This window comes from Streptomyces sp. NPDC059009 (assembly GCF_042740175.1).
Taxonomy (GTDB): domain Bacteria; phylum Actinomycetota; class Actinomycetes; order Streptomycetales; family Streptomycetaceae; genus Streptomyces.
On sequence record NZ_JBHYJB010000052.1, the window covers coordinates 64989 to 76001 of the forward strand.

Annotated in this window: 12 protein-coding genes; 7 read left to right on the plus strand and 5 right to left on the minus strand. The window is 73.7% G+C overall.

The window, feature by feature from the left end:
• The gene (locus ACFWYM_RS38560) at positions 1–993 is read left to right on the plus strand and encodes an esterase/lipase family protein (protein ID WP_384848115.1); all 993 of its coding nucleotides are present in this window, start codon (positions 1–3) and stop codon (positions 991–993) included.
• Here the strand turns inward: ACFWYM_RS38560 and ACFWYM_RS38565 are convergent.
• Complete coding sequence (locus tag ACFWYM_RS38565; RefSeq protein ID WP_384848118.1) at positions 965–1429, minus strand: pyridoxamine 5'-phosphate oxidase family protein; 465 nt, start codon at positions 1427–1429, stop codon at positions 965–967. The two genes, ACFWYM_RS38560 and ACFWYM_RS38565, sit on opposite strands and share 29 nt — an antisense overlap.
• A 185-nt stretch (positions 1430–1614) precedes the next feature.
• Here ACFWYM_RS38565 and ACFWYM_RS38570 point away from each other — a divergent pair, with 185 nt between their 5' ends.
• Positions 1615–2295, plus strand: coding sequence for a DinB family protein (locus ACFWYM_RS38570; RefSeq protein ID WP_384848121.1), 681 nt, complete (start codon positions 1615–1617; stop codon positions 2293–2295).
• Positions 2296–2320: 25 nt separating this feature from the next.
• Here ACFWYM_RS38570 and ACFWYM_RS38575 read toward each other — a convergent pair whose 3' ends face one another.
• Entirely contained in the window at positions 2321–4321 is a 2001-nt protein-coding gene (locus ACFWYM_RS38575; RefSeq protein ID WP_384848124.1) for an ATP-binding protein, read from the minus strand.
• A gap of 495 nt (positions 4322–4816) precedes the next feature.
• On the opposite strand from ACFWYM_RS38575, the gene lysA reads away from it, so the two are divergent.
• From lysA to ACFWYM_RS38595, 4 genes are all read left to right on the plus strand, one after another.
• On the plus strand, positions 4817–6151 hold the full coding sequence (gene lysA / locus ACFWYM_RS38580) for a diaminopimelate decarboxylase (protein WP_384848127.1): 1335 nt from the start codon (positions 4817–4819) through the stop codon (positions 6149–6151).
• A gap of 189 nt (positions 6152–6340) precedes the next feature.
• Positions 6341–6961 (plus strand): hypothetical protein, encoded by a 621-nt coding sequence (locus ACFWYM_RS38585; RefSeq protein WP_384848130.1) that lies wholly within the window; start codon positions 6341–6343, stop codon positions 6959–6961.
• Positions 6962–7023: 62 nt separating this feature from the next.
• Entirely contained in the window at positions 7024–7386 is a 363-nt protein-coding gene (locus tag ACFWYM_RS38590) for a hypothetical protein (protein ID WP_384848133.1), read from the plus strand.
• 113 nt (positions 7387–7499) lie between these two features.
• Entirely contained in the window at positions 7500–8498 is a 999-nt protein-coding gene (locus ACFWYM_RS38595) for an NAD-dependent epimerase/dehydratase family protein (RefSeq protein ID WP_384848136.1), read from the plus strand.
• Between the two features lie 116 nt (positions 8499–8614).
• On the opposite strand, the gene ACFWYM_RS38600 is transcribed toward ACFWYM_RS38595, so the two are convergent.
• The 3 genes from ACFWYM_RS38600 to ACFWYM_RS38610 all read right to left on the minus strand — a co-directional run bounded on the left by ACFWYM_RS38600 (position 8615) and on the right by ACFWYM_RS38610 (position 10534).
• A complete protein-coding gene (locus tag ACFWYM_RS38600) occupies positions 8615–9247 on the minus strand; it encodes a GNAT family N-acetyltransferase (protein ID WP_384848155.1) in 633 nt (210 codons plus the stop codon).
• A gap of 222 nt (positions 9248–9469) precedes the next feature.
• Positions 9470–9835, minus strand: coding sequence for a hypothetical protein (locus tag ACFWYM_RS38605; protein WP_384848139.1), 366 nt, complete (start codon positions 9833–9835; stop codon positions 9470–9472).
• Between the two features lie 234 nt (positions 9836–10069).
• Positions 10070–10534, minus strand: a complete 465-nt coding sequence (locus tag ACFWYM_RS38610) for a MarR family winged helix-turn-helix transcriptional regulator (protein ID WP_384848142.1) — start codon at positions 10532–10534, stop codon at positions 10070–10072.
• Between the two features lie 214 nt (positions 10535–10748).
• Between ACFWYM_RS38610 and ACFWYM_RS38615 the strand changes: the two genes are divergently transcribed.
• Positions 10749–11013: MFS transporter (locus tag ACFWYM_RS38615; RefSeq protein ID WP_384848145.1), on the plus strand; the 265-nt coding region annotated here is incomplete at its 3' end.

Consider the following 11013-nt stretch of genomic DNA (forward strand, 5'->3'; position numbering starts at 1 on the left):
ATGCACGGGCCCCACCGCATCCTGACCGCGCTCGCCGCGGCCACCACGCTCCTGGCTCTCCAGTCCCCGGCCGCCCGGGCCACCGAGGCCGCCCGGCCCGCCCCGGCCGCGTCGAGCGACCCCGTCTTCGCCGCGAAGGCGCTCGCGACACCCAACCTCCCCGGCGTCAACGACTGGTTCTGCAAGCCCTCGGCGGCCCACCCCCGCCCCGTCGTCCTGGTCCACGGGACGATCTCCACCGGTTCCGTCTGGGCCAAGCAGGCCCCCGCCTACAAGGCCGCCGGATACTGCGTCTTCGCGCTCGACTACGGCCGCAACGACAGCATCCTCTCGCTCTGGACCGGGGGCGTCGGACCCATCGCCAAGTCGGCGAAGCAGCTCAAGACCTTCGTCGACGGCGTGCTCGCCGCCACCGGGACCGAGCAGGTCGACATCGTCGGCTTCTCCCAGGGCGGCGTGATGCCGCGCCAGTACATGAAGTTCGAGGACGGCGCGCCCAAGGTGCACCGCCTGGTGGGCATCGCGCCGACCAACCACGGCACGCTCAGCAGCAGCCTGCTCGACGGACTCCTCGGCGAACAGCCGCAGCTCAGGAGCTTCCTGGACTGGGTGCTCAAGCTGGTGGGCGTGGGCGACATCCTGGGCGTGCCGTGCCCCGCCTGCGGCGATCAGATCGCGGGGTCCGCGTTCCTCAAGCGCCTCAACGAGGGCTCGGAGACCCAGCCCGGCGTCAGCTACACGGTGCTCGCGACCAAGGTCGACAACATCCTCAACAACTACCGCGACGCCTTCCTCAAGGGCCCGGACGTCGACAACATCACCATCCAGGACGCCTGCCCCCACCACGCCACCCCGCACAGCGAGTTGGCGGCCGACCCCGTGGTCACCCGCCTCGCCCTCAACGCCCTCGACCCGGCCCACACCGAGCCCCCGCGCTGCGCGGCCGCCCTGAAGCAGCGTGCCCTCACACGGTCCACTGCCCGTCACGCATGAGGTGACGGCCCCGCAGCTCGTGCTCCTCGTGCCACGCCTGCACGGCCTGCGGGACGACCCTGAAGTACGCGTACGACGACGGTCCGTGGGTGCGCGGATCCCATCCCGTACGGTCCTTGAACGCCTCCGCCGCCGGGGCCGGCACCTCGGCGGCCGGGAAGGTGTCCACCGTTCCGTCGATGAGGACGACGTCACGGGTGTGACCGAGGGCGAGCCGGGCCCGGCCCCCGGACGCGAGGTTGCGCCCGGTCGGATTGGCCGGCCGGGTGGCGAGCCAGAGCGCGTCGTCGTGCCACACGAACCAGAGCGGCACCAGGCACGGCAGCCCCTCGGCGTCGGCCGAGGCGACCCAGATGTCCAACTCCTCGCGCAGCCTCTTGAGGACGTCGTGCTTGCGTCGGCCGGGGTCGCGCGGCGGGGCGGGGTGCGTGGTCATGGTGACGGACGCTAACGCGGATGATCACGGGGCGCCTCGGGCGGAGGGCGTAGGTCGCGGGGACGAGGGGACGAGGGGGCCAGGAAGTCTGCCGAGGCCGAGGCCAAGGCCAAGGCCGAGGTCCGGGATTCCGGGAGCCCGGGAAACTCGGTGGACAACGATCATGAGTCCGGCAGACTCCCTCCATGACCGGAACAGCCGCGCAGCCCCAAGCAGCCCCGAAGAGGCTGCCCGACCCCAAGGCCGACCTCCGCCTCTACCTCCAGGACGCCCGCGACGCCCTGCTCTGGAAGCTGGAGGGGCTCTCCGAGTACGACATCCGCCGCCCCCTGACGCCGACCGGCACCAACCTGCTGGGTCTGGTCAAGCACGCGACCGGCGCCGAGGCGCTGTACTTCGGCGCGACCTTCGGGCGGCCCTTCGACGGGCCGCCGCTGTGGATCATCGGCGCCGCCGAGCCCAACGCGGACCTGTGGGCGACCCCCGACGAGTTGCGCGAGCAGATCGTCGAGGGATACCGCGCGGCCTGGGCGCACGCGGACGCGACGATCGAGGCGCTCCCGCTCGACGCGGTGGGGAAGCTGCCGCTGGGGGAGGAGGGGCGCGAGGTGACGCTGCACCGCGTCCTCGTCCACATGATCGCGGAGACGGACCGGCACGCCGGGCACGCCGACGTGGTGCGTGAACTCATCGACGGGGCAACGGGGTTGAGGGTGAACGGCGACAACATGGCCGCGGGCGACGCGGCGTGGTGGGCGGACCACCGCGAGCGGGTGGAGCGGGCGGCGAAGGAGGCCGAGGCGGTCGAGGCGGTCGAGGTGGTCGAGGTGGTCGAGGTGGTCGAGGTGGTCGAGCGCAGTGTGTGAGCGGGCGGGCTGACCCCGCCCCGCGTCAACGCGTCGTCGCCACGTACGCGAGCGCCTCCTCGTACGACATCCCGAGCCCCTCCCGGTACGCCGCCTCATAGGCGCCGTCGCCCAGGGCCGCGCGGGCGTCGTCCTCCAACGCGCGCCGCAGCGCCTTGAGTTGGGGGGAGTTCATCTGCGCCTTGCCGGTGAGCTGCCAGATGCGGTGGGTGACGGCGAGGAGGAGAGCGGCCTGTTCGGCGGCGCCCTGGACGAGGAGGGAGCCGGCCAGGGTGTCGAGGGCCATCGCCACCCCGTGCACGTTGTGCATGACCCTGTGTCCGGCGGCGGCCTCGCGGGCCCTGCGCTCGGCCTCCACCGCGTCGCCGAGAGCCAGGGCGCTCTGCGCCAGGAAGCCCTTCACATAGGCGCTCACCCAGTGCTCCCCGGTGCGTTCGCAGTCCGGCAGGACCTGTTCGCAGACGGCCAGGACGCGCTCGTGCTCGCCCATCATCAGATACGCGAAGCCGAGGGCGGCCCGGCGCTGCAGCATCGCCGCCCCGCACCAGTCGGAGCGCACCGGCAGCCGCTGCCCCGACATGAAGACCTCGACGGCCCGCTCCAGGCGTCCGCTCACGGCCAGTTCGCCCGCCTCCACGTACTTGGCGGCATCGATCACCGTGGGGTCGCCCTCCTCGGCGGCCGCCTGGACGCACAGGCCCACCCACAGCGCAGCCGCCTCCCGGTCGCCCTGGAGGATGACGGTCGCGGCCAGGCTCCACAGGGCGAGGGTGCGCACCGGGCCCGGCTCGCCGTCGACGGTGAGCACGGGCTCCAGGATCGCGCGGGCGTCGCGCAGATAGCCGCAGTGCCGCCACAGGAAGCCGGTGTAGGCCGCGATGTCGAAGGCGGCCGGCGGGTCCGGCTCGGCGAGCGCGAAGTCGACGGCCGCGCGCATGTTGCTGTGCTCGGCCACCACCCGCTCGCACCACAGGACCTGACTGCCGGTGTTCCACTCGGTGCACGCCCGCCGGGCCAGATCGCGGTAGAAGTCCCGATGGCGCAGCCGGAGTCGGCGCTCCTCACCGAGGGCGCGCAGCCAGTCGGCGCCGTACTCGCGGACCGTGTCGAGCATGCGGAAGCGGTTCCAGTCGCGCTCGTCGCGGCGTACGACGGACTTGTCGATGAGCTGGGCCAGCAGCGTCACGATCCGCTGCCGGGGCAGCGGGCCGCCCGTGCACACCTGCTCGGCGCCCTCCAGGTCGAAGCTGCCGGCGAAGACCGACAGGCGCGCCCACAGCAGCCGCTCCAGCGGCTCGCACAGCTCGTGGCTCCAGCCGATGGTGGTGCGCAGGGCCTGGTGGCGCGGCGGCGTGCGGTCGCCCGGCGAGGTGAGCAGGTCGAGGCGGGAGGGCAGCCGCTCGCCGAGCCGCTCGCGCAGGACCTCCACCGACAGGTCGGTGAGCTGGGCGGCGGCCAGTTCGATGGCGAGGGGGACACCGTCGAGGCGGCGGCAGATGGCCCGTACGGCGGTCTTGTTGCGCGCGTCGAGACGGAAGCCGGGCGTGGCGGCCGCGGCCCGCTCGGCGAACAGCCGTGCCGCCACGGCGTGTTCACCGGTCACGGGCAGCGGGTCGACGTCGATGCGCTGCTCGCCGCCGACGCCGAGGGGCTGCCGGCTGGTGGCCATGACGCGCAGCCCCGGCGCGTCGGCCAGCAGCTCGCGCAGCATGGCGACGCAGCCGGGCAGCACATGTTCGCAGGAGTCGAGGACCAGGAGCAGCCGACGCCCGCTGAGCCAGTCGGCGATCGTGGGCACGACGTCCTTGGTGGACTGGTCGGCCAGGCCCAGGGTCTCCATCACGGCGAGCCCGACGAGGCCGGGGTCGTGCAGCGGGGACAGCTCGGTGACCCAGACGCCGTCGGGGAACGCGGCCTGTGCCTGCCGGGCGGCGCGCAGTGCGAGGCGGGTCTTGCCGATGCCGCCCGCGCCGGTGAGGGTGAGCAGCCGGTCCTCGAAGACATCGGCGGCCGGGCGCGCCAACACGCCCTCCAGAAGCTGCAGTTCATGTCTCCGGCCGAGGAAACTGGTGCTCTCCGGCGGCAGGTTCCCCGGCCGTCGCCCTCCATGATGTGCGGTCCTGTTCGGCACAGCGTCCCCTCCCCGCCGCCAGGCTCCCGCCCGCGCTGCCCACCAGTCTGTCCGGGGTAACGACCGGACGCCAGTGAGGTCTTCACAACGTCAACAACAGTGCGGTCCCTGACCGAAGTTGACGGGTGTCAGGGCCGTGGCTCCCCGGCCGGCTCGTGCGCGTTGGGCGCGGCCGCCAGGCGTCGGTGGCGCGGTCGGCGACCTCCACAGGGCCGGTGCGGATCCGGCCGCCGTCAGCATCGCGTCAGCGTGCCGCCGTTCGCCGTCAGCAACGCGTCATGAGGGGCCGGAGGGGTGGGGGGCCGGGGCGTAGCGTCGGGGCGAGCCCGGCCCGCAGTGTGCCCGGGACGACCCTGACCAGCCGGCTGAACCACTTTCCGCGGAGGCATCATGACCACTGTGCACGACCCGGCGGTCGCCGCTGTCGCCGATGAGCTGGCCGTGTGGCCCGCCTCCACCACCGAGCCCCGCGCGGGCGAGGTCGCCGTCGGCGGCGTGCCCCTGGCCGATCTCGCCGACCGCTTCGGCACCCCCGTCTACATCCTCGACGAGGCCGAGGTGCGCGAGCGCTGCCGCACCTATGTGCAGGCGTTCCCCGACGCCGAAGTCCTGTACGCGGCCAAGGCGTTCCTGTGCCGGGCCATGGTGCACTGGGTGCAGGAGGAGGGCCTCGGCCTGGACGTCTGCTCCGCGGGCGAGCTGGAGCTCGCGGTCGCCACCGGGTTCCCGCCCGAGCACATCGTCCTGCACGGCAACGCCAAGTCCCCGCAGGACATGGAGGCGGCGCTGCGGCTCGGCGTGGGCCGCATCGTCATCGACAGCCCCTCCGAGATCGCCCGGCTCGCCGCCGCCGTCGGCCCGGACGGCCACCAGAAGGTGATGGTCCGCGTGGTGCCCGGCATCAGCGCGGGCGGCCACGACAAGATCCGCACGGGCACCGACGACCAGAAGTTCGGCCTGACCGTCGCGGACGGCTACGCACAGCACGCCATCGACCTGATCCGGGCTCAGCCGCAGCTCGAACTGACCGGTCTGCACTGCCACTTGGGCTCACAGATCACCGGTGTCGAGCCCTATCTGGCCGCGGTGCGCCGCATGGTCGACCTCATGGCGGGACTGCACCAGCGCTACGGCCTCGAACTGCCCGAGCTCGACCTCGGCGGCGGCCACGGCATCGCCTACCGCGCCGGTGAACCGGCCCTGGACATCACCGCGCTGGCCCGCGAGGTCCGCACGGAGCTGATCGAGGCGTGCGCGCTCGCCGGGCTCCGGGTGCCCCGCCTGATGATCGAGCCGGGGCGGGCCATCGCGGGCCCGGCAGGCGTCGCCCTGTACCACGTGCTCGCCGTCAAGCGCACCGTCCGGCACACGTTCGTGGCCGTCGACGGCGGCATGAGCGACAACCCCCGCCCCGCCCTGTACGGAGTGCGCTACGCGCCCCGCCTGGTGGGCCGCCACAGCACCGCCGAGCCCGCCGAGGTGACCGTGGTGGGCCGGCACTGCGAGGCGGGCGACGTCCTCGCCTCCGACGTCCGGCTGCCCTCCGACGTACGTCCGGGTGACCTGTTCGCAGTGCCGGTGGCCGGGGCCTACCACCTGTCCATGGCCTCCGGCTACAACCTGGTCGGCCGGCCGCCGGTGGCCGCCGTCAGGTCCGGGCACGCCCGGCTGCTCGTGCGGCGCGAGTCCCTGGCGGACCTCAGCGCCCGCGACGTGGGCCTGTAGCCCGCGCACCACCTCCTGTCCACCTCCGGGCGAGCGGCACGCACCCCTCGCCCGGAGGTGCGGCCCGTACCGACAGGGTGGTTGTGCATCCTCCCGTACCGCATCACCGTCTGAACGACGTGGCCCGCACCAGAGGGGCCGACAACGGCATCAACTACGTTGTGTGATGAAGCGGGTACGGTGCGTCACATGCCTGAAAGTGATCTTCTCTCCCGGGCCTCCCGGGCCTCCCGGGCCGCCGCCGCGATCCGGCGGACGCGGCGCCGCCGCCGCACCGTCGTCCTGCCCGGCGGCGCCCGCGCCCTGCTGCGCCCCGCCACCCTCCGCGACCTGCGCGCCGTCGCCGCCCTGCACGCTCTGTGCGCCCCGCTCCCGCCACGGCCCCGCTCCGGGTTCCCCGACCGTGCGGCGCTGCCCCGGCTGCTGGGCTCGCGGGCCGGGCGCGGCGTGCTGGCCGAGGCGCCCGGACGGCGCCCGGTCGGCTGGGCCTCGCTGGCCCAGGACGGGGACGGCGGCGACGCGATCCTGCTGGCCGCGGCTGCCTGGCGGGACCGCGGTCTGCTCGGTGTGCTGCTCGCCGCACTCGCCGAGACCGCGTACGAGTCCGGCTGCCGCACGCTACGGGTCTGCGCGGCACTCGACGACACTGCCGTGCGCCGGGCCGTGACGGACCTCGGGATGCCGTACGCGGTGGCGGGCCCCGACGGCGCCGACACCGTGTACACCCTGCGCCTGCCCGCCCCAACCGCCCCCGGCGGCACGGAGGTTCCCACGGCACGCCGCGACGCGGCACGCGCCACGTCGCACTGAGCCCCCACCGGCGCGGACGGCCCACGCGTGCGCGGCCGGATGACCCCTTCGACAATGGGGGAGTGCTGACCGTCCTGGTACTCGCCGGAACATCGCGGGCGAGCGAGCTGATCGCCCAGATCGAGGGCGTCCCCGAGCTCTCCGTCGTCTCCCACACCTACGACGGCGGTCTCGCCCTGGCCCGCGCCCGCACCCTGCTCCCCGACGTCCTGGTGATCGACCTCAGCGCCCGCTTCTCCGGCGACGCGACCGCGTTCCTCCACGAGGCCCGCCACCTCGATCCCCCCGTCGACCTGGTGGTGCACGAGGGCAGCCGGGTCCTCGGGACCGTGTGCCGGCAGAGCGGTGCGGTGCTCACCCCGGACGAGCGGTCGGGCGGGCTAGCCCGCACCCTGGCCGCACTCGCCCGTCACCATGCGCGGTGACGTCGAGGCCGATTGCGCGGACTCCGGGCACCCCGCACCCCGCACCCCCGTCCCGTGTCTGCTGTCAGCTAAGCCCCTGGGCGGCCGGGCCGCCCGACTGCTTGGGTGGCCCTATGGAGATCTTGGTTCTGGGAGGGACGGCCTGGCTGGGCCGGGAGGTGTCGCGGCAGGCGATCGAGCGCGGGCACCGGGTGACGTGTCTGGCCCGGGGTGAGAGCGGACAGGTCGCGGACGGGGCGCGGCTCGTCACCGCCGACCGGCGCGGGCACGCGGCGTACGAGCCGCTCCTCGACCGCACCTGGGACGCCGTCGTGGAAGTGTCCTGGCAACCCGGTTTCGTACGGGGCGCGTTGGCGGCCCTCGGCGACCGGGCCCGGCACTGGACGTACGTGTCCTCCGTCAGCGCCTACGCCTCCCACGCCGAGCCGGGCGCCGACGAGTCGGCCGCGCTGCTTCCTCCGGCCGACCGCGACGAGGCCGACCGCGAGCTGTACGGCGAGGCCAAGTCCGCCTGCGAGCAGGCATCCCAGGGTGCCGTCGGGGAGCGTCTCCTCGTCGCGCGCGCCGGGCTCATCGGCGGTCCGGGAGACGGCAGTGGGCGCTCCGGCTACTGGGCGGCCCGCTCCGCCCGCGATCCGCACGAGCCCCTGCTGGTTCCCGGCACACCGGCCCTGCCGACCCAGGCCATTGATGTGCGCGACCTCGCCGCCTGGCTGCTCGACTGCGCGGAGCGGGGCACCACCGGCACGTACAACGCCGTCGGTCCCGTCGTGCCGTTCGGGGAGTGGATCCGGCTGTCCCGCGAGGCAGGAGGGCACACCGGTCCCGTGGTCGCCGCCGACTCCGCGTGGCTGCTCGCGCAGGGCGTCGCCGAGTACATGGGCGTCGAGTCGCTGCCGATGTGGGTGGTCGAGCCCGGCTGGGAAGGGTGGTCGGCCCGCAGCGGGGCCGCGGCGCACGCCACGGGGCTGCGCCACCGGCCCCGCGCGGAACTGCTGGCCGACACCTTGCGCTGGGAGCGCGAACAGGGCCTGGACCGGGCCCGGCGCGCGGGGCTCAGTGCCGGTCGCGAGCGTGAACTGCTGGCAGCCTTGGGTCAGTTGGCCGACTGAACTGCCGGGATCCTTGGGTCAGTTGGCCGACTGAACTGCCGGCAGCCCTGGGCCGGTTGGCCGACTGGGCCTCCCTTTCCCTTTGCCGGCTCCGTGGCCCGGCTTCAGGGGGACCCTCACGGCCGGTACACGCACGCCGCGAGCCGCGCCTTCCACGTCCACCCCAGCGACTCGTACAGCGCCCGCCCCCCGTCCGTCGCGCCCAGAACGCCGACCGTAGCCCCCTCGGCCACGGCCCGGTCGGCCAGCGTGCGCATCACCAGGCCGCCAAGTCCCCGGCGGCGATGGGCGGGTGACGTCTCCACCTGGTCCACGACCGTCGCCCCGCCGACCACCGCCATCTGCCCCTTCGCGGCGAGCTCCCCGGCCCCGTCGTGCGCGCGGACGTAGGTGACCCCGGCCCGGGTCTCCGCCGACACCGTGTAGCCCTCGGGCGCCGCCGGGTGTGTCGTCCGCAGGTCCACGGCCATCAAGTGCCCGGTGTCCTCCTTGTCGACGATCCACCCCTCGGGCAGCCACGGCTCGACGTCCGCCGGCTCCGCGGGCACCTTCAGCCAGGTGTGCGGCACCGTCACCGCGGCGGCCGCCGCGCGCACCAGCGGCTCCCGGGCCTCGGTCACCACGTGCCGGCCCGCCTGGGCGGGCTTGCCCACCTCGATGTACCAGCCCCATGGGTGCGCCACCGGCCGCGGCGTCGCCCGCGAGACCGCCCAGCCCGCCGCCCAGATCCCGACCAGTTCCCGATCCACCAAGTCCCCCAAGTATCGTGCGCGTAACAGCCTCAACTGCTCTGAGGTTATTACAGAGGGCGGCTCGGATCGACCGGAATTCCGAGGAGGGCGACCTGTGCCGACGCGTGCGGGGCACGCCGTGGTCGACAAGGCGGGACAGAGCCCGGATCCGTCGACGTCACGGCGTGCGCCAGTGAACCCGTGGGCTCGTACGCGGAGTCGGCGCGGACGCGGGGTCCGTCAGCCGGTGGAGCCGAGACGCACGCTCTGCGCGGCCGTCCCGGTGGGCGCGTCCCACTGCGCGCCCACGCCCACCAGGTCCCAGCCCTGGCTGCACGAGGGGTCCGGGTAGACGAAGACCGTCGCGTCGGTGTCGTTGCCGAGGCGCACCGCACCGCCGGGGATCTGGAGGCAGACGTCGTTCGGCGGGTTGAAGAAGGCGTCCACGGTGCCGGTGTCGGCCCGGATGTAGGTGAGTTGGCCGCTGGCCGCGTGCGCGCTGGTCGGCACCGCCGCCACCAGCAGCAGCGCCGAGGCCGCCGCCATGAGCGGCCCGCCGAGCCGTCGCCGTAGTGCCGCAGCCGTCTGCCGTGATCGCTTGACCATGGTCGTTCCCCTGTCGCTTCTCGCTCGCGCCGAGAGGGTGCCGGGCATCCTCGCGCCCGACTCCCTTGTTCCTGGCGAGTGTTGTGGGCGCCGAGGGTCCGGGCCGGGCCGTCGGCGGGCAAACAGCCGGATGGGGTGAAGGTGCGTCGCGGAAGTGGCGTGCGCGGCATGCGCCGGGGGACGGCGCCGTGCTCCCGGCGCGCTCGGCCCGGTGGGTGTGGTGCTTCGGGCCCCTCAGGGGCGTGGCCAAGGGCGCCCGTCCAAGCGCTCGATCGCGTGGTTGAAGCGCTCCAAGTCCGCCGCGAACGTGGCGACTTCCTCCGCCGTCCAGTCGTCGAGCAGCTTCTCCAGGATCTGGAGGTTGCAGGCGCGGTCTGCGTCCAGGCTCTCCTCGCCCTGCTCGGTGACGCGGAACTTGCGGGCGATGCCGCCCCCGGGGTCGGGGATCCGCTCGACCAGGCCCGCGCGCATCATGGCGGCGGTCTGCCGGTTGAGGGTCGAGGTGTCCAGGCCGAAGGCGTCGCTGAGCTGGCTGATGGACTGGGGGCCGTCCATGCGCAGGCGGGTCAGCAGGATGTAGGCGCTGCGGTCGAGCTGCCAGCCCGCGGCCCGGGTGCGGGAGCCGAAGAGATAGCCGTGCCGACTGAGCAGCATCGCCTCGAACTCGACGCGCTGTGCGGACTTGTCCTTGCGGGGCATCGCGGCTCGTCCTTCCTGGCCCGGGCTCGCCGGAGTTGAGCTGGGGTTTCTCCTGGTTTCGGTGGCGGTGCAGGTATACCACGCAGGTCATGCACCCTGCATTCGTTGTGCATTATGCACACCGCATGTACGGTGCACACCGGTCGGCCCGCCGGAGCCGCCGCCCAGGCGCAGCCGGACCCGCCGCCCAGGAGCAGAGGGAGACCTGAGACCCATGGAAGACACCAAGCCCGGGCCCGAGGTGCGCCCGGGGCGCGTCGTCGGCGTGCTCGCGTTCGGCGGCATCGTGGCCGCGGTCATGCAGACCCTGGTGGTGCCGCTCATCGGCGACCTCCCGAGGATCCTCGACACCTCGGCGTCCAACGCCTCCTGGGTCGTGACCGCCACGCTTCTGTCCGCCGCCGTGTGCACCCCGATAGCGGGCCGGCTCGGCGACCTGTACGGCAAGCGCCGCATGCTGCTCGTCTGCACGCTGCCGC

Bases quoted from the DNA above. Each gene is read 5' to 3' on its own strand.
- ACFWYM_RS38560 (WP_384848115.1), top strand. From the start codon at position 1: ATGCACGGGCCCCACCGCATCCTGACCGCGCTCGCCGCGGCCACCACG.
- ACFWYM_RS38565 (WP_384848118.1), bottom strand. From the start codon at position 1,429: ATGACCACGCACCCCGCCCCGCCGCGCGACCCCGGCCGACGCAAGCAC.
- ACFWYM_RS38570 (WP_384848121.1), top strand. From the start codon at position 1,615: ATGACCGGAACAGCCGCGCAGCCCCAAGCAGCCCCGAAGAGGCTGCCC.
- lysA (WP_384848127.1), top strand. From the start codon at position 4,817: ATGACCACTGTGCACGACCCGGCGGTCGCCGCTGTCGCCGATGAGCTG.
- ACFWYM_RS38585 (WP_384848130.1), top strand. From the start codon at position 6,341: ATGCCTGAAAGTGATCTTCTCTCCCGGGCCTCCCGGGCCTCCCGGGCC.
- ACFWYM_RS38595 (WP_384848136.1), top strand. From the start codon at position 7,500: ATGGAGATCTTGGTTCTGGGAGGGACGGCCTGGCTGGGCCGGGAGGTG.
- ACFWYM_RS38605 (WP_384848139.1), bottom strand. From the start codon at position 9,835: ATGGTCAAGCGATCACGGCAGACGGCTGCGGCACTACGGCGACGGCTC.
- ACFWYM_RS38610 (WP_384848142.1), bottom strand. From the start codon at position 10,534: ATGCCCCGCAAGGACAAGTCCGCACAGCGCGTCGAGTTCGAGGCGATG.